General features: G+C 66.7%; 20 protein-coding genes and 1 riboswitch. Of the genes, 13 read left to right on the forward strand and 7 right to left on the reverse strand.

Going from position 1 to position 21171, the window contains the following annotated elements:
* The first annotated feature begins 11 nt into the window (after window positions 1–11).
* The 3 genes from VB672_RS03380 to VB672_RS03390 all read left to right on the forward strand — a co-directional run bounded on the left by VB672_RS03380 (window position 12) and on the right by VB672_RS03390 (window position 3897).
* Window positions 12–989 (forward strand): ABC transporter substrate-binding protein, encoded by a 978-nt coding sequence (locus tag VB672_RS03380; RefSeq protein WP_442931899.1) that lies wholly within the window; start codon window positions 12–14, stop codon window positions 987–989.
* Complete coding sequence (locus tag VB672_RS03385; RefSeq protein WP_329782758.1) at window positions 986–2797, forward strand: ABC transporter permease; 1812 nt, start codon at window positions 986–988, stop codon at window positions 2795–2797. Before VB672_RS03380 ends, VB672_RS03385 begins: the two co-directional genes overlap by 4 nt.
* A gap of 203 nt (window positions 2798–3000) precedes the next feature.
* On the forward strand, window positions 3001–3897 hold the full coding sequence (locus VB672_RS03390; RefSeq protein WP_329782759.1) for a LysR family transcriptional regulator: 897 nt from the start codon (window positions 3001–3003) through the stop codon (window positions 3895–3897).
* 149 nt (window positions 3898–4046) lie between these two features.
* Here the strand turns inward: VB672_RS03390 and mutY are convergent, their stop codons facing one another.
* On the reverse strand, window positions 4047–5165 hold the full coding sequence (mutY, locus tag VB672_RS03395) for an A/G-specific adenine glycosylase (RefSeq protein WP_329782760.1): 1119 nt from the start codon (window positions 5163–5165) through the stop codon (window positions 4047–4049).
* Window positions 5166–5222: 57 nt separating this feature from the next.
* On the opposite strand from mutY, the gene VB672_RS03400 reads away from it, so the two are divergent.
* The 9 genes from VB672_RS03400 to VB672_RS03440 all read left to right on the forward strand — a co-directional run bounded on the left by VB672_RS03400 (window position 5223) and on the right by VB672_RS03440 (window position 13629).
* The gene (locus VB672_RS03400; protein WP_329782761.1) at window positions 5223–5732 is read left to right on the forward strand and encodes a DUF721 domain-containing protein; all 510 of its coding nucleotides are present in this window, start codon (window positions 5223–5225) and stop codon (window positions 5730–5732) included.
* 87 nt (window positions 5733–5819) lie between these two features.
* Complete coding sequence (locus tag VB672_RS03405; RefSeq protein ID WP_329782762.1) at window positions 5820–6458, forward strand: DsbA family protein; 639 nt, start codon at window positions 5820–5822, stop codon at window positions 6456–6458.
* 159 nt (window positions 6459–6617) lie between these two features.
* The gene (gene smc, locus VB672_RS03410; RefSeq protein WP_329782763.1) at window positions 6618–10076 is read left to right on the forward strand and encodes a chromosome segregation protein SMC; all 3459 of its coding nucleotides are present in this window, start codon (window positions 6618–6620) and stop codon (window positions 10074–10076) included.
* Window positions 10077–10282: 206 nt separating this feature from the next.
* A complete protein-coding gene (locus VB672_RS03415) occupies window positions 10283–10654 on the forward strand; it encodes an AtpZ/AtpI family protein (RefSeq protein WP_329782764.1) in 372 nt (123 codons plus the stop codon).
* A 58-nt stretch (window positions 10655–10712) separates the two neighbouring features.
* Complete coding sequence (locus VB672_RS03420) at window positions 10713–11441, forward strand: F0F1 ATP synthase subunit A (protein WP_329782765.1); 729 nt, start codon at window positions 10713–10715, stop codon at window positions 11439–11441.
* A 55-nt stretch (window positions 11442–11496) separates the two neighbouring features.
* Entirely contained in the window at window positions 11497–11721 is a 225-nt protein-coding gene (locus VB672_RS03425) for a F0F1 ATP synthase subunit C (protein WP_009764739.1), read from the forward strand.
* Between the two features lie 119 nt (window positions 11722–11840).
* Window positions 11841–12389, forward strand: coding sequence for a F0F1 ATP synthase subunit B family protein (locus VB672_RS03430; protein ID WP_329782766.1), 549 nt, complete (start codon window positions 11841–11843; stop codon window positions 12387–12389).
* 13 nt (window positions 12390–12402) lie between these two features.
* Complete coding sequence (locus VB672_RS03435; protein WP_329782767.1) at window positions 12403–12888, forward strand: F0F1 ATP synthase subunit B family protein; 486 nt, start codon at window positions 12403–12405, stop codon at window positions 12886–12888.
* 66 nt (window positions 12889–12954) lie between these two features.
* Entirely contained in the window at window positions 12955–13629 is a 675-nt protein-coding gene (locus VB672_RS03440) for an HAD family hydrolase (protein ID WP_329782768.1), read from the forward strand.
* A gap of 177 nt (window positions 13630–13806) precedes the next feature.
* Here the strand turns inward: VB672_RS03440 and gcvPB are convergent, their stop codons facing one another.
* The 5 genes from gcvPB to gcvT are packed head-to-tail and all read right to left on the reverse strand — an operon-like array spanning window position 13807 to window position 18858.
* The gene (gcvPB, locus tag VB672_RS03445; RefSeq protein ID WP_329782769.1) at window positions 13807–15459 is read right to left on the reverse strand and encodes an aminomethyl-transferring glycine dehydrogenase subunit GcvPB; all 1653 of its coding nucleotides are present in this window, start codon (window positions 15457–15459) and stop codon (window positions 13807–13809) included.
* Window positions 15459–16799 (reverse strand): aminomethyl-transferring glycine dehydrogenase subunit GcvPA, encoded by a 1341-nt coding sequence (gene gcvPA, locus VB672_RS03450; protein WP_329782770.1) that lies wholly within the window; start codon window positions 16797–16799, stop codon window positions 15459–15461. The genes gcvPB and gcvPA overlap by 1 nt, the downstream gene beginning before the upstream one ends.
* Before the next feature lie 20 nt (window positions 16800–16819).
* A complete protein-coding gene (locus VB672_RS03455) occupies window positions 16820–17296 on the reverse strand; it encodes an OsmC family protein (RefSeq protein WP_329782771.1) in 477 nt (158 codons plus the stop codon).
* A gap of 15 nt (window positions 17297–17311) precedes the next feature.
* A complete protein-coding gene (gene gcvH, locus VB672_RS03460; protein WP_329782772.1) occupies window positions 17312–17686 on the reverse strand; it encodes a glycine cleavage system protein GcvH in 375 nt (124 codons plus the stop codon).
* 23 nt (window positions 17687–17709) lie between these two features.
* Window positions 17710–18858 (reverse strand): glycine cleavage system aminomethyltransferase GcvT, encoded by a 1149-nt coding sequence (gene gcvT, locus VB672_RS03465; RefSeq protein WP_329782773.1) that lies wholly within the window; start codon window positions 18856–18858, stop codon window positions 17710–17712.
* Window positions 18859–19016: 158 nt separating this feature from the next.
* Window positions 19017–19109, reverse strand: a riboswitch (glycine riboswitch).
* Window positions 19110–19280: 171 nt separating this feature from the next.
* Between gcvT and VB672_RS03470 the strand changes: the two genes are divergently transcribed.
* Entirely contained in the window at window positions 19281–20582 is a 1302-nt protein-coding gene (locus tag VB672_RS03470; RefSeq protein WP_329782774.1) for a hemolysin family protein, read from the forward strand.
* Between the two features lie 5 nt (window positions 20583–20587).
* Here VB672_RS03470 and VB672_RS03475 read toward each other — a convergent pair whose 3' ends face one another.
* Window positions 20588–21160 (reverse strand): hypothetical protein, encoded by a 573-nt coding sequence (locus VB672_RS03475; RefSeq protein WP_329782775.1) that lies wholly within the window; start codon window positions 21158–21160, stop codon window positions 20588–20590.
* Window positions 21161–21171 lie beyond the last annotated feature (11 nt).

Raw genomic sequence — 21171 nt, forward strand, 5'->3', positions numbered from 1 at the left:
GCCCCGTGTCCATGAAGCGGATTCTTCTTCCCATGCTCGTCGCTCTCGCGCCCGCTTTCGCGCAGGCGCAAGGGCTCTCCGGCAACCTCGTTCTCTATACGAGCCAGCCCAACACCGACGCCCAGCAGACCATCGACGCCTTCAAGGCGAAGCACCCGGGGGTCAATGTCACGTTCGTGCGCGACGGCACCCCGAAGATCCTGGCCAAGCTGAGTGCCGAGTTCGAGGCCGGGCAGCCCCAGGCCGACGTGCTGCTGATTGCCGACAGCGTCACCATGGAGGGTCTCAAGAAGGAGGACCGCCTGCTGGCGCACGACAAGGCCGACGTCTCGGCCTATCCGGCCGGCACGCACGATCCGCAGAAGTTCTGGTTCGCCACCAAGCTGATCACCACGGGCATCGCCTATAACACCAAGGCGAGCTTCAAGCCGACCTCGTGGCAGGATCTCACCCGGCCCGAGGTCAAGGGCCAGCTCGTCATGCCGAGCCCGCTCACCTCGGGCGCGGCGCTCATCCATGCGGCGACCTTGACGGGCGTCATGGACGGCGGCTGGAAATATTACGAGGCGCTCAAGGACAACGACGCCGTCGCGGGCGGCGGCAACGGCGACGTGCTCAAGCAGGTGGCCGGCGGCCAGAAGCTTTACGGCGTGATCGTCGATTACATGCCGATCCGCGAGAAGGCCAAGGGCGCGCCGGTTGAATTCGTGTTCCCGAAGGAAGGGGTCTCGGCCGTGTCCGAGCCCGTCGCCGTCCTCAAGAGCACGAAGAACCCGGAAGCGGCCCGCGCCTTCGTCGACTTCCTGCTCTCGAAGGAGGGCCAGGAACTCGCCCTGAAGCAGGGCTACATCGCAGCCCATCCCGCCGTCGCGCTGCCGGCCGGCTATCCGGCGCGCGACCAGATCAAGGTGATGAGCTTCGACGCGGCCAAGGCGCTCGCCGACGAGACCAAGAACAAGGCGGCCTTCGCCGACATCTTCGGACAGTGAGAGATCGCATCCCAAGCAAATCGTTCCTGGAGCGGGGAGGTTTCGGCCTCCTCGCTCTTGTCGCTTTGATCGTCTTCGCCTTCGACGTGCTGCCCGCCTGGCGCTTGCTCTGGGCCGCGCTCTTTCCCGGCGGCGTCTTCAATCCCGACGCCATGCTCGCGGCGCTGACCAGCCGCTCGGCCCTGCGGGCAGCTCAGGCCTCCCTGGAAACGGCGCTCTTATCGACCCTCCTGGCCTTGCCGCTCGGCACCGCGATGGCGCTCGTGCTGGCCATTATTACCGATATCCGCGGACGTCGCATCGCCTCGTTCCTCTTCGTCCTGTCGGTGATGATCTCGCCCCAGGTGATCGCGCTCGCCTTCCTGCATCTCGCAGGTCCCACCTCGCCCATCCTGAACACTCTCGGCCTCGCACCGGAGGCCGGCAGCGCCAATCCGATGCTCGGGCGCGGCGGCATCATTCTGGTGCTCGGGCTGCACCATGCGCCGCTCGTCTATGTGGTGATGAGCGCCGGCCTCAAGCGCATTCCATTGGCCGTCATCGAGGCGGCCCGCATCGACGGCGCACGCCCCTTCCGTATCCTTGCCGACCACCTGATGCCGCTGCTGCGCCCGCATCTCGTCGGCGCGGGGCTGCTCGCCTTCGTGGCCGGCATCGGCAATTTCGGCATTCCGGCGCTGCTCGGCGCGCCCGTGAACTACCTGACCCTCCCCGTTCTCATCTATCGCCGGCTGTCGAGTTTCGGCACCGACATGATCGGCGACGTGTCGTCGCTCGGCCTGCTCGTCGCAGCCATCGCGATCCTCTGCGTGGCCGCAAGCCAGCTCCTCACGCGCAAGGACAGCGTGCACCTGGAGGACGATGCGCCCCTGAAGCCGTTCTGGCTCCTCGGCGGCACGCGCATCGCGCCCGAAATCTTCGTCGGCCTCGTCCTCATCGTGACCCTCGCCCTGCCGATCCTGTCGCTCCTGGCCTCTGCCCTCGTTCCGTCCTACGGCATGCCCCTGTCGCTTGCGACGATCACCCTCGACAACTTCGTCGAAGTGCTGGCCCGCCAGGACGTCACGATCCGGGCCTTCACGAACTCTCTGCTTTATGCCGGCGGCGCGGCGTTCCTGCTGGCTGTACTCGCCGTTCCCATGGCCTACGGCTTGATCCGCCTGATGGGGCGGGCGCGAATTCTCGCGGCGTCCCTCCTCGAAATCGCTTACGTGCTTCCGGGGATCGTCCTCGCCGTCGCGTGCATTCTGCTGTTCCTCAAGCCGCTGCCGCTTGTGGGCGTCTCGCTTTATGCGACGCCGTGGATCATCGTCTTCGCCTATCTCGCGCGCTTCCTCTCGGTGGCGCTGAAACCCGTGCTGGCGGGAATGGAGCAGATCGACGTCGCACAGGAGGAAGCTGCCGCCATCGACGGCGCGCGCCTTGGGCAGCGGCTCTTAGACATCGTGCTGCCCTCGCTGCTTCCCGCCGCCGTCGCCGGCGGATTGATGGCGTTCCTGCTCGCCTTCAGCGAACTCACCGTCTCGGCCCTGCTCTGGTCGGCCGGCACGGAGACCATCGGCGTGGTGCTCTACAATCTCGAAGAGGCCGGGCTCGCGAGTCAGGCCTCCGCGGTGGCCGTCGTGATCGTGGCCGTGGTGACGATCGCCATGCTCGTCCTCGACAGGCTGGGCCAGTATCTTCCGGCGGGAGCCTTGCCCTGGCAGAGCGAGACGGAGGGCGAGGCGCCCCTGCACGCAAGGCCGATCCAGGCACCTGACCGCCCTCGGGCGGCGAGCCGGCTCAGGCCGAAGCCGGCACTGAGCTGAAGGCTATCCTTCCTGGTCTGCGACCGCCGGTGATGACGACAGAGGATCGGGCGCTTGGCACAGAGCCCGCCCATCAGAACTGAACAGCTCCCTTACGCTTCTGGCAGGCTGCGGGAGCATCGCGTCTGAGCGACAGTGCGGCTTGTCCCCGAGCCGGAAGACACCCCTATGCCGAACCCGGTCCCACACTTTAGCATTCTGTCATGGCTTCTTCGTCTCTCGATCCCTTCCACCTCGCCTTCACGGACCCGTCCTGGGACGACCTGCGGATCTTTCTCGCCGTGGTGGCTCATGGATCGATGAACTCCGCCGCGAAGGCGCTGGGCCAGAGCCAGCCGACCATCGCGCGGCGCATCAAGGTGCTGGAGGAGACGCTCGGTCTCTCCCTCTTCCAGCGCGGGCCGAACAACCTCGAGCTGACGGAAGCGGGACAGGCCATTCTTGAAGCCGCAGGCCCCATGGGCGAGGCGGCCGCCATCGTGTCGCGAACGGCCGCGGCGTACCGGCCCGATCCAAACGCGCCGGTGCGGATCACGGCCACCGCCTCGGTGACCCTGTTCCTGTCCCTCTACGCGGCGGAGCTGCACGAGGCCGCGGCGCCCGTGGAGATCGCCTACATCCCAACCCGGCGCCGGCTCGATCTCGCCTCCGGCGAGGCGGATATCGGCCTGCGGATGCGCAGTCTTCCGGAAGGCACGGACGATCTCGTGGCCCGAAAGATCGGTCAGATCGCCTTCGCCATCTATGCCCGGACGGAAAACCCCACGGCCGTGATCGCGCCGCCGGAGGACCCGACTCTGTCCCGCCAGGCGGCCTATGTGGCGGAGTTCGCACAGGGCCGCACCATCGCGGCGCGGATCGGCGACATGCCGATCCGCTACCAGGCGGCCAAGGCGGGCCTCGGCGCGGCTTTTCTTCCCTGCTGGCTCGGCGATTCGGACCCGGACCTCGTCCAGGTGACGAAACCGGAGGGCGATCTGATCGAGGACGTCTTCCTCGTCATGCATCGGCGCAGCCGGAACCGTCCCAACGTCACGCGGGTGGCGAATGCGCTGGCGGCGCTGTTCAAGAAGAATCAGAAGGCGCTAGTGGGCGGATGAGACGGGCGTAACCGGCCCTCCTCCCCCTTGTGGGGAGGAGTTGGAGGTGGGGGTGTCGGCGCCTGACCTCATAGGCTATCGCTCACACCCCCACCCTTGATCCCTCCCCACAAGGGGAAGGGAAACACGCGGTCGCCCTTCAAACGACGTCATGCACTCTTCACCTGCTTCTGACTGGAAGCCTTCGCCTTCCCGCCCGGAATCTCCCCCAGTGCATGGACCAGCACCTTCTTCATGGCCCCTGGCAGTGCTTCCTCATGCAGCTGAAGGCGTGGGGTCCAGCGCATGTCGTCCGGCGCGGGCGTTCCCTTCGCCACCTTGGCGAACAGCACGGTGAGTTCGAGCGGGAAATGGGTGAAGACGTGGCGGACCGTGCCCGGCAGGCGCTGCCAGCGGGCCTCGATCGGCGCGTCGAGCACGGCGCGGGACGGCTCGTAATCGGGCTCCCAGGCGCTCGTCGGCGGCTCGGCCATGCCGCCGAGAAGCCCCTGGGGCGGGCGGGTACGGAGCAGGATCGTGTCGTCGGCGCGCAGCACCACGAAGGCCGCGCCCTTGCGCAGCTGCCCGGCCTCCTTCTTCTGCTTTCGCGGGAAGGTCTCCTGCAGGCCTTCGGCCCGGGCCCGGCAGGGCACCATCCAGGGGCAGAGGGCACAGGCCGGGCGCTTGGGCGTGCAGATGGTGGCGCCAAGATCCATGACGGCCTGGGCGAAGTCGCCCGGCCGGTCCTCGGGCACCAGGGCCTCGGTAAGAGAGAGGATCAGGGGCTTGGCCTTGGGCAGCGGTTCCTCGACCATGAAGACCCGGGACATGACCCGCTCCACGTTGCCGTCCACCGCGGCCGCCTTCTCGTTGAACGCGATCGCCGCCACGGCCGCCGCCGTGTAGGCGCCGATGCCGGGAAGCTTCAGGAGTTCGGCTTCCGTGCCTGGAAAGCGCCCGTCGTGCTTATCCACAACCGCCCTGGCACAGGCATGGAGGTTGCGGGCACGGGAGTAATAGCCGAGACCCGCCCAGGCCTGCATGACCGATTCCGTCGGTGCCGCCGCCAGGGTCTCCACGGTCGGGAACCGCTCCAGGAATTTCAGGTAATAGGGCCTGACCGCCGCCACCGTCGTCTGCTGCAGCATGATCTCGGACAGCCAGACGCGGTAAGGGTCTGCGGTCACGCCGGGCTTGGCGCGCCACGGCAGGTCGCGCCGGTGGCGGTCGTACCAGGCGAGAAGGTCCTGCGGATCGGGCTTGGTCGCGCTCGCGGCGGGCGTTAACATGAGATTTGGAATAGCGTTCTACACCGAATATTCCAACGCGGCTTTTGGACATTCAACATGAGACGACCGCGGCCTCTCGCCCGCCCCCTCGCCGAGTTTCTCGACGTCTGCCTGTCCCCCAGCCTGGCGGCGCAGGGCTTTGCCACGTCCGACATCATCATGGCCTGGCCGGATATCGTCGGCGAGCGGCTTTCCGCCTTCACGCAGCCGCTCAAGATCGAATGGAAACGCAAAGCGCCGCATGCCGATCCGGAGACGCGGCCGGACCCGGCGACCCTCGTGATCCGGGTCGAGAGCGCCTTCGCGCTCGAACTCCAGCACCAGGCTCCCACCATCATCGACCGGGTGAACACCTATTACGGCTGGCGCTGCATCGGGAAGCTGGTGCTGAAACAAGGGCCCGTGCGGCGGGTTGAGAAGAAGCGTCCCGCCCCCCGCGCCCTCACCCCTGTGGAGAGGGAAAAGGTGGACCGGGCCGTGCAGCCCATCGAGGAGGAATCCTTGAAGGCGGCGCTCGACCGGCTGGGCCAGGCCATCGTCAGCGCCGGTTCACGCACGAAAGCGTGAGATAGCCGGCGCTTGCCTCGCGGGCCAAGTCATTCTACCGCAAGTCGTTCTACCGCAGGACGAAATCTCTTCAGGAGCCACCCCACGATGATCACCCGGCGTCAGACGCTTCAGCTTCTCGGAACCGCAGCCGCGACCGCCTATCTCGCCACGAGCCTGCCGGCCCTGGCCCAGAACGTGTCCGTGCAGGACCTCGCGGTCCAGGGCCCAATGGGCGAGGTGGCCCTGGGCCCGGAGAACGCCAAGGTGACGATCATCGAGTACGCCTCGCTGACCTGCTCCCACTGCGCGAACTTCCACAAAACCACCTGGCCGGAGCTCAAGAAGCGCTACATCGACACCGGCAAGGTGCGCTTCGTCCTGCGGGAATTCCCGCTGGATCCGCTCGCCACGGCCGGCTTCATGCTCGCCCGCTGCGACGGCAACGACAAATACTACCCGGTCACGGACCTTCTCTTCGAGCAGCAGCGGAACTGGGCCTTTGTGGACAAGCCGCTCGATGCCCTGCGCGGACTCATGCGCCAGGCCGGTTTTTCACAGGAAAAATTTGACGCTTGCCTCAAGGACCAGAAACTATATGACGCAGTCAACGCGGTGAAGAACCGGGGTATGGAGCAGTTCCGTGTGGACTCCACGCCGACTTTCTTCATCAATGGTCAGCGTCATCCTGGAAGCCTGTCGATCGATGAGATTGAGAAGGTCATCAAGCCTCTCCTGGGCGAATAAGCTCCATCACCCTGCCCCTCGGGCATCGGGCCCAAAATTGGTGTCCACTTTTGGGATCAACCCGATGCCCTCTCCCTTGATGCGCGCATCGTTCGAGGCAGAAAACCGGATCCACTTTTCCGCACGATGCGTTAGCAGGCGGGACGGGAAGGCGCGTCCATGAAGCTGACGCGCCTTCGCATCGCAGGCTTCAAGACCTTCGTCGAGCCCACCGACTTCCTGATCGAGCCGGGCCTGACCGGCGTGGTCGGGCCGAACGGCTGCGGCAAATCGAACCTCGTCGAGGCCCTGCGCTGGGTCATGGGGGAGAACTCCTTCAAGAACATGCGCGCCACGGGGATGGATGACGTCATCTTCTCCGGCTCCGGCGGCCGTCCGGCCCGCAACTGGGCCGAGGTGATGCTCACCATCGACAATGCGGAGCGCACCGCGCCTGCCGCCTTCAACGACACGGATCTCCTCGAAATCTCGCGCAAGATCGAGCGAGATGAGGGTTCGACCTACCGGGTCAACGGCAAGGAAGTACGTGCCCGCGACGTGCAGATCCTGTTCGCGGACGCCGCAACCGGGTCCCGCTCGCCCGCCCTCGTGCGCCAGGGCCAGATCAGCGAGATCATCTCGGCCAAGCCCCAATCCCGCCGCCGCATCCTGGAGGATGCTGCCGGCATTGCGGGCCTCCATGCTCGCCGGCATGAGGCGGAGCTGCGCCTCAAGGCCGCCGAGGATAACCTCGTCCGCGTCGAGGACGTGATCCGCGAGCTGGAGAGTCAGATCGAGAGCCTGAAGCGCCAGGGCCGCCAGGCCTCCCGCTACAAAAACCTCTCGGCCGAGATCCGCCGCCTGGAAGCCCTGATGTATGCCATCAGCTTCTCCGAGGCGCGGGAGCAGGCCGCCACCGCCGAGCGCCAGGTCGCCGAAGACCTGAAGGCCGTTGCCGACGCCACCGAGGAGCAGACCCGGGCCGCCACCGCCCAGGCGGTCGCCGCCCATGGCATCCCGGCCCTGCGGCAGGCCGAAGCCGCCGCCGCGGCTGCCCTGCAGCGCCTGACCCATGCCCGCAACGAGCTCGAATCGGAAGAACGCCGCTCCAAGGAGCGGGTGGTCGAGCTCGAACGCCACATCGGCGATCTCAACCGCGACATCGCCCGCGAGGCGGCGCAGCGCACGGACGCCGAGGCCACCATCGAGCGCCTCCAGTCTGAAGCCGCCGAGATTGCGCTCACCACCGACGGGGCAGACGATGTCCGCGCCGAGGCCGAGGAGCGGCTCCGCACGGCGGAAGCCGAACTGGCGGAAGCCGAAACGGCCTTGAGCGCGCTGCAGGCGCAGACCTCCGACCTCAACGCCCGCCGCGCCGCCCTGGAGCGCGCCGTGCGCGAGGAAATGGAGCGCGCCGCCCGTTTCCGAGCCGAGAAGGAGCGGATCGAGCGCGAGATCGCGGCGCTCTCCGCCTCGCCCGAGGACGGCCCTTCCCTCGACGACCTGCGCGAGGACATGGCGATCGCCGAGGAAACGGCACAGGGCGCCGAGGAGGCGGTGGTCGAGGCGCGCGAGACGCTCTCCGCCGCCCGCGAGGCCGAGCACCGCCTGCGCCAGCCCCTCAACGAGGCCGAACGCAAGGCGCAGCGCCTGGAGACCGAGGCGCGTACCCTCGCCAAGCTCGTCACCTCGGCCACCGGCGATCTCTGGCCCCCGGCGGTCGACCAGATCACGGTCCAGAAGGGCTACGAGACGGCTTTGGGCGCAGCCCTCGGCGACGATCTCGAGGCTTCGATCAACCCTTCCGCCCCGCACCATTGGGCCGAGACCCATGCCGGCGAGGACGATCCGGCCCTGCCGGAGGGCGTCCGCTCCCTAGCGGATCTCGCCCAGGCTCCGGCGGCCCTGCAGCGGCGCCTGCGCCAGATCGGCGTGGTCGGCAAGGCCGACGGGCTTCGCCTTCGCGGCCTTCTCAAGCCCGGTCAGCGCCTCGTCACGCAGGAGGGCGACTTGTGGCGCTGGGACGGCTTCACGGCCGCCGCCGAAGCGCCCTCCCCGGCGGCCCGCCGCCTGGCGGAGAAGAACCGCCTCGGCGATCTGGAGCGCGAGGCCGCGGAAGCGCGCGAGCAGGCCGAGCACCTGCGCCAAGAGGCGGAGGCAGCCCTCGAGGCCGTCCGCGAGGCGGCCTCCCACGAGATGCAGGCCATCGAGGCCGCGCGCCAGACCCGCCAAGCGCTCGACGCCGCCCGCACGCGGCTGAGCGCAGCCGAGCGCAAGGAGGCCGAGCTCGGCCAGCGCCGCTCAGCGCTTCAAGAAGGCCTCGCCCGCTTCTCCGAGAGCGAGGCGGAGGCGCTGGAGCGCGTGCAGGATGCCGAAAGCGCCCTACAGGACCTTGCCCCTGCGCCCGATCTCGAAAGCCGCCTGCTCGAAGAGCGCACCCGCGTGGCCGAGCGCCGGGCGGCCGCCTCCGAGGCACGCGCCACCGTGCAGTCCCTCATGCACGAGGCCGAGCTGCGCCGCCGCCGGCAGGAATCGATCGCCGCCGATATCCGCCTCTGGACTGAGCGGGCCGCCCGCGCCGCCAAGGCGTTCGAGGATCTCGGCGAGCGCCTGGAGCGGGCGCAGGACGAACATCAGCGACTGCTGGAAGCTCCCGATACCTATCTTCAACGCCGCCGCGCCATCATGGCCGAGGTCGAGGAGGCCGAGGCGAAGCGCAAGGAAGCGGCCGACCGACTCGCCGATGCCGAGACGGGGCTTGCCGAGTCGGACCGCTCCGCCCGCGCCGCCCTGGAGGCCCTGTCGGCCGCCCGCGAGGCCCGCGCCGGTTCCCAGGCCCGCCACGAGGCGGCCGTGGCCCGTCTGGCCGAGATCACCCGCGCGATCGCCGAGAACCTGGAGACGACACCGGCAGGGCTCATCGAGCTCGCGGGCCTGAGGGACGGTGTCGAGCTGCCCTCCCACGGGGAGATCGAATCCAAGCTCCATTCGCTCAAGAACGACCGGGAGCGCCTCGGCGCCGTCAACCTGCGGGCCGACGAGGAACTGACCGAGCTCGAGACCAAGTACAACGGCATCGCCGGCGAACGCGACGACCTCGTCGAGGCCATCAAGCGCCTGCGTCAGGCCATCGGCAGCCTGAACCGCGAGGGTCGTGAGCGCCTGCTGGCCGCCTTCGACGTGGTGAACGATCACTTCCAGCGCCTGTTCACCACCCTGTTCGGCGGCGGCACGGCGGAACTGACCCTGGTCGATTCGGACGATCCGCTGGAAGCGGGCCTGGAAATCCTCGCCCGGCCGCCCGGCAAGAAGCCCCAGAGCATGACCCTGCTGTCCGGCGGCGAGCAGGCTCTGACGGCCACGGCGCTGATCTTCGCCGTGTTCCTCACGAACCCCTCGCCGATCTGCGTGCTGGACGAGGTGGACGCGCCGCTCGACGACGCCAACGTGGAGCGCTACTGCGCCCTGCTGGAGGACATGGCCCGCCAGACCGAGACCCGGTTCGTGGTCATCACCCACAACCCGATCACCATGGCCCGGATGGACCGTCTCTTCGGCGTCACCATGGCCGAACGGGGCGTGTCCCAGCTCGTCTCCGTCGACCTGCAGAGCGCCGAGCGCATTCTTGAGGTAGCCTAAGGCTTTCAGCCCTGCCTTGCTTCAGCCTCAAAAACATGTGCGCTTTCGGCCCAGGGGCGCCTGAAAACACGGTTACTCCATATATATCAATTACTTAGATGTTTTCAGACGGTTCTTGACAGGGGGGACCCCCGCTCATATGGTGCGCCCGGCTTTCGGGGCTGGTCTTCCAAGCATTTTCCCGCAACGCTTCAAAGGAGATCGCAATGGCGGACCCTCACGAGCGGAACGGTGGAAATGAGCGGAAACCGGGCAGCGCCGAGGATGCCGACCTGTCAGCGAGACTGAAGTCTCTCGACGCACGGATCTCCCAAGCATCCGCGCATCGAGCCGAGTCAGAGCCTCGCGCCCGCCCGACGTCAGATTCCAGCGCTCTCGGCCAAGCCTTCAGGCTCTCGGCCGAATTCGTCGCAGGGGTCGCGGCCGGCGGAATCCTGGGTTGGATCGTCGACCGCCTGTTCGGATTGTCCCCTTGGGGCCTGATCGTTTGTCTGATACTCGGCTTCTGCGCCGGGATGCTCAACCTGATGCGAGCGGCCGGGATGGTGAAGTCCGCCCGGTATGACGACAAGCGGTGACGGACAGACCTTCGAACGCCGAACGGCATTTGATAACATCGAACTTTGAGAGCGGATCATGGCGAGCCCGATCGAACAATTCCAGATCAAGCCCATCATTCCGGTCATCAACTTCACCAATTCATCCCTGTTCATGATCGGCGCAGCCGCCGTGATCGTGGGCGGCCTTTTGCTGGCGACCCGCAAGCGCGCCGTCGTTCCCGGCCGTGCCCAGTCCGTGGCCGAGGTCCTGCACGATTTCGTCGCGAACACGCTGGTCGATGCGACAGGCAAGGAGGGGATGAAGTTCTTCCCCCTCGTCTTCTCCCTCTTCATGTTCGTGCTGACGGCCAATCTGCTCGGCATGATCCCGGGCTTCTTCACGGTCACCAGCCACATCATCGTCACCTTCGCGCTCGCCATGCTCGTCATCGGCACGGTGGTGATCTACGGCTTCATGAAGCACGGCACCCACTTCCTCGGCCTCTTCGTGCCGTCGGGCGTACCGGGATGGCTTCTGCCCTTCATCGTGGTCATCGAGCTCATCTCGTTCCTCTCCCGCCCGATTTCGCTCAGCCTGCGTCTCTTCGCGAACATGCTCGCGGGACACATCGCGCTGAAGGTTTTCGCAGGCTTCGTCGTGGCGCTGCTCGGTGCCGGCGGTGCCCTGACGATCCTCGCTCCGCTGCCGCTCCTCATGGCGGTTGCTCTCATGGCGCTCGAGTTCCTCGTCGCCGCCCTGCAGGCCTACGTCTTCACGGTGTTGACCTGCATCTACCTCAACGACGCGCTGCACCCGGGCCACTAGGTCTGCGCCGAGTTACACCTTCCCTCCCGATCACAGTATTCCCAAGGAGATCACAATGGATCCGGTTGCTTTCAAGTTCCTCGGCGCGGGCCTCGCCTGCATCGGCATGGGTCTCGCCGCTATGGGCGTTGGCAACATCTTCGGCAACTTCCTCTCCGGCGCTCTGCGCAACCCGTCGGCGGCCGACGGCCAGTTCGCCCGCGCGTTCATCGGCGCGGCGCTCGCGGAAGGTCTCGGCATCTTCTGCCTCGTCGTCGCTCTCGTTCTGCTCTTCACCTAATCTCATAACGGTGATCGGGAGGTCGAGGCGTGCAAGCGCTTCGCCTCGACAAGGGTGACGGCGGATTGAACCGCCGTCATTCATGTTTGTAGGATTCCTTATCCTTTAGGATCTGCTCCATGGCTCAGGCTCAAACGACCAATGCCACAACAGAGGCCCACGGCGGCGCTCATGAGGATGTCGGCTTCCCGCCCTTCATGACGGAAACCTTCGGTGGTCAGCTCCTGTGGCTCGCCATCACCTTCGTGGTGCTCTACACCCTGCTCTCACGGCTGGTCCTCCCGCGCCTGAGCGGAATCATCGAGAACCGCCGCGCCATGATCGCCAACGATCTCGACGACGCGGCTGCCATGAAATCCCGTGCGGAAGAAGCCGGCACCGCCTACGAGAAGGCTCTGGCAGAAGCCAAGGGCCGTGCCCAGGCTCTCGCGCAAGAGACCCGCGCCAAGCTCTCGGCCGAGAGCGACGCCAAGCGCAAGGCGCTCGAGGCCGACCTCAACCAGCGCCTGGCCGAAGCCGAGGCCACGATCTCGTCCAAGAAGGCGGAAGCCATGAGCCACGTGGACGCCATCGCCCGCGACACCGCCTCCGCCATCATCGAGCGCCTGACCGGCAGGGCTCCGGCCCCGCAGAAGGTCGAAGCCGCTCTCAACCAGATCAAGGCCTGATCGGGAGGTCCGCATGTTTCAAAGCGCTGAATTCTGGGTTGCGGTCGCCTTCGTGATCTTCTGGGGCATCCTGTTCTATTACGGGGTTCCGGGGAAGGTGATGAACCAGCTCGATTCCCGCGGCAAGCGCATCGCCGACGAACTGGCCGAGGCCAAGCGCCTGCGCCAGGACGCCGAGCGGCTGCTCAAGGAATACGAGGCCAAGCGCGCCGCTGCCGAGCGCGAGGCTGCCGACATCGTCTCCACCGCCCGCGACGAGGCCGAGCGCCTCGCCCGCGAAGCCCAGGAGAAGATGGCCGACTTCGTGAAGCGCCGCACGGCCACCGCCGAGGCGAAGATCGCCCAGGCCGAGGCCCAGGCTTCCGCCGAGGTGCGCGCCGCTGCCGTGGACGCCGCCATCAAGGCTTCCGAGCGCGTCCTGCGCGACGAGATCACCGGCGCCACCGCCGTTTCTCTCGTGACGGCCAGCCTCAACGACGTGCGCACGAAGCTGCAGTAAAGGCTTCGTTCCGGACGAACCCCATCAAGGCCGCCTCAAGGGCGGCCTTTTTGCTTGGAGAACACTATGCTGCTGATCTTCGATTGCGACGGCGTCCTGGTCGATTCGGAACCTTTGAGCTGCCGGATCGATGCGGAAATCCTGACCGCGTGCGGCGTGCCCTACACGGCCGAGGACGTGGCGCGGGAGTTCACCGGCGTCAGCGTCAAGGACCAGATCGCGCGCATCGAGGCGGAACGCGGCATCAGGCTCCCGGCCGATTTCACCGAGCGGCTCAACCGCACCCTCTTCCAGCGCTTCGAGACGGACCTCAAGCCGATCGAGGGCGTGCGGGACGCCATCCTGTCGCTCCCCTTCCCCCGCTGCGTCGCCTCATCGTCCATTCCCGAGCGCATCGCCCTGTCCCTGCGCGTCACGGGCCTGTCCGACCTGTTCGACACCATCTTCAGCTCGACCCAGGTCGCGCGGGGAAAACCGGCGCCGGACCTGTTCCTGCATGCGGCGAAGCAAATGAACGTGCGGCCCGAGGACTGCCTGGTGATCGAGGATTCCATGGCGGGCGTGCAGGCGGCGCTTGCGGCCGGCATGCGGGTGATCGGGTTCGCCGGCGGCGGGCATTGCGGATCGGACCACGCGGAGAAGCTGCGACGGGCAGGTGCGCCTGTGGTTATCAACAGGATGGCGGAGTTGCAGAGTGCCGTACGGGCCATCCCAAGCGCGTCCTACCCCTCTCCCCTTTAGCGGGAGAGGGCGGCCCTCGCGTCAGCGAGGGTCGGGAGAGGGGCTGTGTAAAGCATAAAAAAGTAGCGCTACAGATGCAGCGCTGCCGGATCAATTCATAACTCGGTGCGAGCTTTCCCTCTCCCGGCTTGCTTAAGCAAGCCACCCTCTCCCGCGAAGGGGAGAGGGTTAAGCAGCTTACTCCGCCGCTTCCGCCACCGGCGCGGGCGGGGTCCACTTGAGCACCGGGCTTCTTGCCGCGCGGGTCTCGTCGAGGCGACGGCGCGGGGCGTGATAGGGAGCGCCGGTGAAGCGCTCCTTGTCGCCGCCCTTCGCCGCCATGGCGAGGTCACGGAGCGTCGCGATGAAGAGGTCGAGCGACGACTTCGATTCGGATTCCGTGGGCTCGATCAGCATGGCGCCGTGCACCACCAGTGGGAAGTACATGGTCATCGGGTGATACCCCTCGTCGATCATGGCCTTGGCCACGTCGAGAGTGGTCACGCCCGTGTCCTTCAGCCACGCATCGTCGAACAGCACCTCGTGCATGCAGGGCTTGTTGCCGAAAGGCAGCGAGAGGAGGTCCGACAGGCCGGCGCGGATGTAATTGGCATTGAGCACGGCATCCTCGGAGGCCTGCTTCATGCCGTCCGCCCCATGCGACAGCATGTAGGACAAGGCGCGCACATACATGCCCATCTGGCCGTGGAAGGCGGTCATGCGTCCGAACGGGGCGGCGGGGCCGCCGGCCTCGTCGTTGTGCTCCACCAGCTCGAAGCTGCCGTTCTTCATCCGCACGAACGGCACGGGTGCGTAAGGAGCCAGGCGCTCGGATAGCACCACCGGGCCGGAGCCCGGTCCGCCGCCGCCATGCGGCGTCGAGAAGGTCTTGTGCAGGTTGATGTGCATGGCATCGACGCCGAGGTCGCCGGGCTTCGCCTTGCCCACGATGGCGTTGAAGTTCGCACCGTCGCAGTAGAAGTAAGCGCCTGCATCGTGGATTGCCTTGGCGATCTCCGCCACCTGCGGTTCGAACAGGCCGCAGGTGTTGGGATTGGTGAGCATGATCGCCGCCACGTCCGGGCCGAGGCGCTCCTTCACGTCCTCCACATGCACCCAGCCGTCCTCGCGGGCCGGCACCGGCTTCACCTTGAAGCCGATGAGCGCGGCGGTGGCCGGATTGGTGCCGTGCGCCGAATCGGGCACGAGCACCACGTTGCGGGTTGCGCCCTCGCCCTTCGCCTCGATGGCGGCCTTGATCGCCATCATGCCGCAGAGCTCGCCATGGGCGCCGGCCTTCGGCGACAACGCGACCGCCGTCATGTTGGTGAGCGTGATCAGATAGCGCCCGAGCTCGTCCATGAGCTCCAGCGCGCCCTGCACGGTCGAGACCGGCTGCAGCGGATGCACGTCGGAGAAGCCCGGCAGACGGGCCATGCGCTCGTTGAGCCGCGCATTGTGCTTCATGGTGCAGGAGCCGAGCGGAAACAGGCCCGTGTCGATGCCGTAGTTCTGTTGGCTGAGGCGCACGTAATGGCGCATGGTCTCGGGCTCCGAGAGACCCGGCAGACCGATCGGCTCCTTGCGCTCCAGCCCGCCGAGACGCGGCTCGAAATCCTCCGGCTCGTCGAAATCGACGCCGGTCGTGTCGTAGCGGCCGATCTCGAAGAGCAGCGGTTCGACCTGCGCCAGCGCCTTGTTGCCCGTGAAGGTCGGGTGGTGGCCCGCGGTGGAGCCGCTGGAGCGGTTGGCATCGCCCTGCAGACGGGCGGCCTGATCGCCCATGCCGGCGGCGGGATCCGCCACGCCATGCGCCTGAGGGGTGGTGGGACGTCCTTGGCGGTTCAACATCACAGAACCTCGTTCAAGGCGGCGACAAGGGCCGCGCGATCATCATCGGTGTTCACTTCGGTGGAGGCCACCAGCAACAGGTTGTCGAGGCCGGCGCCCGGCAGGAGACGCGACACGGGCACGCCCGCGAGCACGCCCTTCTCGGCAAGACGCTCCACCACTTCGGCCGCGGGCTTGGAAAGCTTCACGGTGAATTCGTTGAAGAAGGTCTTGTTGAGCACCTCGGCGCCCTTCACGGTGGCAAGCTGGTCCGCCAGCTTCACCGCATGGGCATGGTTGATGCGCGCAAGCCGCGTCAGGCCCGTCTCGCCGAGCAGGGTCATATGGATGGTGAAGGCGAGCGAGCAGAGGCCCGAATTGGTGCAGATGTTCGAGGTCGCCTTGTCGCGGCGGATATGCTGCTCACGGGTCGAGAGCGTGAGCACGAAGCCGCGGTTGCCGTCCGCATCTACCGTCTCGCCGCAGAGGCGGCCCGGCATCTGGCGGATGTATTTCGACTGCGTGGCGAAGAGGCCGACATACGGCCCGCCGAAGTTCAGCGCATTGCCGATGGACTGCCCCTCGCCCACAACGATGTCCGCGCCCTGGCTTCCGGGAGAAGCGACGAGGCCGAGCGACACGACTTCCGTGAAGACGGCGATCAGCAGCGCACCATGCCGGTGCGCCTTGTCGGCGATGGGCTTCAGGTCGCGCACATTGCCGAACACGTCCGGCGACTGCACGACGACGCAGGATGTCGTGTCGTCGATCTGCGAGAGAATGTCCTCGGTGCCGTTCACATCCGGCGCCAGGGTGACGGTTTCGTCGCTCGCCATGTCGGAGAGCGTCTTCACCACATCGGCGTAATGGGGATGCAGGCCGCCGGAGAGCACGGCCTTGCGGCGCCGGGTGACGCGATGCGCCATGAGCACCGCCTCGCCCGTGCCGGTGGAGCCGTCATACATGGAGGCGTTCGCCACATCCATGCCGGTGAGCGCGGCAACTTGAGTCTGGAACTCGAAGAGATATTGCAGCGTGCCTTGAGCGATCTCGGGCTGATACGGGGTGTAGCTCGTCAGGAACTCGGAGCGCTGGATCAGGTGATCGACGGTGGCCGGCACATGGTGCTTGTAGGCGCCGGCGCCGACGAAGAACGGCACGGAGGACGCCGAGACGTTCTTTGCGGACATGCGGGAGAGGATGCGCTCCACCTCCAGCTCGCCCTTGCGGCGCGGCAGGTCCACCGGCTCCTTCAGGAGCAGGTTCTTCGGCACGTCGGCGAACAACTCATCGACATGGTTGACGCCGATCCGCGCGAGCATCTCGCCGCGGTCGGTGTCGGACAAAGGCAAATAGCGCATCGGTGAAAAACCTTGAGGCGTTAGTGCGAGGGAATGCCCGCCACGACAATCTCCGTGAGAACGGAATTGGCGATGAAGCATTCCTTGTGGGCGAGGCGATGCATGTCGGCGATCTGTTCCGGCGTCGGAAGCTTGTCGCCCGAGAATTGGATCTTGGGATCCAGGGTGACCTTGGACACGAAGAGCTTGCCGTTCCCGTTCTTGGCCATGACCCCGAGCGCTTCGTCCTCATAGGCATCGACGACGAAGCGCTTCTTGGCGGCGATCGACAGGAAGGTCAGCATGTGGCAGCTGGAGACTGCCGCCACGAAAGCTTCCTCCGGATCGACCGCATCCTCCCGCGAGAGGGGCAACGGCACGACGGAAGGCGACGCGGAGCCCGGCACTTCGATGCCGCCATCGAAGCGCCAGGTGTGGCCGCGGCTGTAGCGGTTGTCGGAGAAGACCTCGTCCGCGTCCCGCGTCCAGCGTATCGTCGCCTTGTACTCGTGCGTCATGGCCGTGCTCTCGCTTTAGGAGATCGACTTCACGAATTCCTGGTACTGCTCCTCGGTCATGAGGCCGTCGAGCTCGTCCGGGTTCGTGAGGCGGATCTTCATGAACCAGCCGCGGCCGGCAGGATCCTCGTTGACTGTGCCGGGAGAGGCTTCGAGATCGCTGTTGACCTCGACCACTTCGCCGGAGACCGGGGCATAGACTTCGCTCGCGGCCTTCACGCTCTCGACGACGGCGGCCTCATCGCCCTTCGACAGGGCCTTGCCGACGCTCGGCAGCTCCACGAAGACCACGTCGCCGAGCTGGCCCTGGGCGTAGTCGGAAATGCCGACGATGCCGGCATCGCCCTCGACGCGGATGTATTCGTGATCCTTGGTGTAGCGCGTGGTCATGATGAATTCCCTCTTGTGAAATGTCAGCGCTTGTAGCGATGGGGAGCGAATGGCATGGCCGCGACCTTGGCGGGCAGAGGCTTGCCGCGAACGATGAGATGCAGGTCCGTCCCGATGGCGGACACGTCCTTGGCCACGTAACCCATGGCGACCGGGCCGTTGACCGTGGGGCCGAAGCCGCCGGAGGTCACGATGCCGACCTCGCGCCCGTCGGGCGTGGTGATGACCGTCCCCTCTCGGGCGGGGGCGCGGCCCTCGGGCCTGATGCCGACGCGCACCCGCGCGGCGCCGTCCCTGATCTCGTGCTGAACGCGCTCGGCTCCGGGGAAGCCGCCCTCCTCCCGGCGCCGCTTCTGGATCGACCAGATCAGGCCGGCTTCGATGGGCGAGGTCGTGGTGTCGATGTCGTGGCCGTAGAGGCACAGGCCCGCTTCGAGGCGAAGCGAGTCACGTGCACCGAGGCCGATGGCCTTCACCTCCGGATCGGCGAGCAGCTTGTTCCAGAGGGTGGGTGCGTCCTTGCCGTGGCAGGAGATCTCGAAGCCGTCCTCGCCGGTATAGCCGGAACGGGAGACATGGCACCAGATGCCGTCGATCTGCACATCCGCCGACATCATGAAAGGGAGAGCGGCGGTCTCGGGCGCAAGCTTGGCGAGCACGGCCTCGGCCGAGGGACCCTGGAGGGCCATCAGGCCGAGATCGTCCTTGCGCTTCAATGCGACGCCCTTCGGTAGGCGTGCCTCGATATGGGCGTAGTCGGCCTCCTTCATGGAGGCGTTCACCACCAGATAGAGCCAGCCCTCGTGGCCGGGGGCGCCGACGCGGGTGACCATCAGGTCGTCGAGAATGCCGCCATCGTCCGAGAGCAGCTGCGAGTAGCGCTGCTGGTTGGGCTTCAGGTTCAAGACGTCGGCGGGGATGAGCGCCTCGAGCGCCCGGGCTACGGTCTCATGGCTCTTGTCCTCGGCGACCAAGAAGGCTTGGCCCATGTGGGAGACGTCGAACAGGCCCGCATGCTCGCGGGTCCAGTTGTGCTCGGTCAGAATGCCCATGGGATACTGCACGGGCATGTCGTAGCCGGCGAAGGGCACCATGCGGGCGCCAAGGGCCACATGCTCGGCATGGAGCGGGGTCTGCAGGAGCGGCTCGTTGATATGCGCTGGCTCGGCCATCGGGTTCTCTCAAAGGTGCGCGTTCCATCGAGCCTTGCGGCCCGTTGCTGTGCGCCCCCTCTGTCCCGAGACCTGAGAGATTTCCCTTGGAACACGAAGCTCAAGGTTACGCCCGTCGGTGGACGACGCTTCGAAACGTCGCCGCTTTCCAGAGTGCCAGCTCCCGCGCGGTCCTTTGGCCTGAGCGTTTCCGGGGCGGTTGCGCCTTCGGCGCCGGACGCTTGAGGTCCGGTCTCTTCCGCGGGGATCATCGGCTGGGTTTAAGCTCTGAAGAGGAAATCCGGTCCTGTCAACAAAGCAGGCTGCCGCACGGGATATCTCCCCGCCTTAATTGACGGCAGGACCGTGGCACTCCATGTTAGAGCCCATCATCCACAGAAGGGGAGAACGCGGCCCGATCCGGTCGGCAGCTCCTGGCATCGTTGCTCGAACTGATCATCGCCCTCGCTCTCGTCGCCCTCAACGGCGTCTTTGCTCTTTCCGAACTCGCCATCGTCTCCGCCCGCCGGGCCCGCCTCAAGGCCATGGCCGAACAGGGTCGCTCCGGGGCCAACACGGCCCTGACCCTCATGGAGGATTCGGGACGCTTCCTCTCCACGGTCCAGATCGGCATCACCCTCGTGGGCATCCTGGCCGGCGCGTTCTCAGGCGCGGCGTTGGGTCATCGGCTCACCGAAATCCTTCAGGCTCAGGGGATGCCCGAAGGGGCGGCCGAGCCCCTGGGCTACGGCATCGTCATCGGCATCATCACCTATCTCTCCATCGTCATCGGCGAACTGGTGCCCAAGCAGCTCGCCCTGCGCAATCCGGAGGCCGTCGCCTGCACCATGGCCCCCATGATGCTGGTGCTGTCGAAGGTCGCGGCGCCCGCCGTCTGGCTTCTGAACGCGTCGACCAGCCTGATCTTCCGCCTCCTGGGCGCCAAATCCGACGGGACGACCGTGACGGAAGAGGAGATCAAGATGCTCGTCGGCGAGGCCGAGAGCGCTGGCGTCATCGAGGAGGAGGAGCGCCGCATGATCTCGGGGGTGCTGCGCCTCGGGGACCGCACCGTGCGCGGGCTCATGACCCCCCGCACGGACGTGGACTGGATCGACCTCGACGACGACGAGGAGGCGATCCGGGAATTGCTGATCGAGACCCCGCATTCCCGCCTGCCCGTCAGCGAGGGGACCCCCGACAACGTGATCGGCGTCGTCCAGTCGCGGGAGCTTCTGGCCGCCATGCTGTCCGGGGAGCCCCTGGACATCCGTGGGCACGTTCAGCCGGCTCCGGTCATTCCGGACACGCTCTATGCGTTGGACGCCCTTGCCACCTTGCGCGACGCGGAGGTGCCGATGGCGATCGTCCACGACGAATACGGGCATTTCGAAGGGGTCGTGACCCCGGCGGACGCCCTCGAGGCCATCGTCGGCGCCTTCCGGTCCGACGGCGAGGCGCCGGAGCCCGACGCCATCCGCCGCGAGGACGGCTCCTGGCTGCTCGCCGGCTCCATGCCGGTCGACGAAATGGCGGAAGTTCTCGGGGTCACGCTCCCCGAAACCCGCAGCTATCATACGGTCGGCGGCCTGGTGATCAGCGAATTACAGCACCTGCCCAACACGGGCGAGCACGTGGATACCCTGGGATGGCGTTTCGAGGTGATCGACCTCGACGAGCGCCGCATCGACAAGGTTCTGGCCGCCCCCCTCAATCAGAGAGCGGGCGCCGCAGTGCTCTATTGATCAGATTAGCCGCGCCGGCCCGTGGCCGCGCGGCCGCCGAGGCCGACTTCGATCTCGAAGCTGTTGGCGTAGGAGGCGGGCACCACGATGCCCTCCTCGACCACCGACACGGTCGTCTGGGTCTGGCCGGCCGGGATCGCGGCAGCTACGGTCCTCGAACGGCTGGCGAAGACGGTGGAGCCGTCCTTCACGACGATTAGGATCGGTACATTGTAGCGACCGGCCGATCCGCCGACGCCGACCAGGGCGCGAGCCTCGACACCGACCCTGACCAGGGTCGAGCCATCAGCTTGGCCGATACATTCGCGGGCGATCTCACCCAAGGCAATCTGGCTTCGGACCGAGCCACCCTCCCCGCCGCGGACCTGAAGGGCGGCACCGCCCTCAATCACTTCGATGGTCGGGCAGTAGACATCCTCCACCGCGACCCGCTGGGCCGGCGGTCGGGTCGTTCCTGCCGTGAGCAGCATCTCGCCCACGCCCAAGCCGCCCTCACCCGGCGCGCCGCAGCCCGTCAAGGCCGAAAGGCTGAGCACAGCGAGCGTCCATCCGGCCTTCCGGCTCAATCCATCACGCATGATTGCCCCCA

The sequence above is a fragment of the Microvirga sp. CF3016 genome (assembly GCF_036314085.1).
Taxonomy (GTDB): domain Bacteria; phylum Pseudomonadota; class Alphaproteobacteria; order Rhizobiales; family Beijerinckiaceae; genus Microvirga.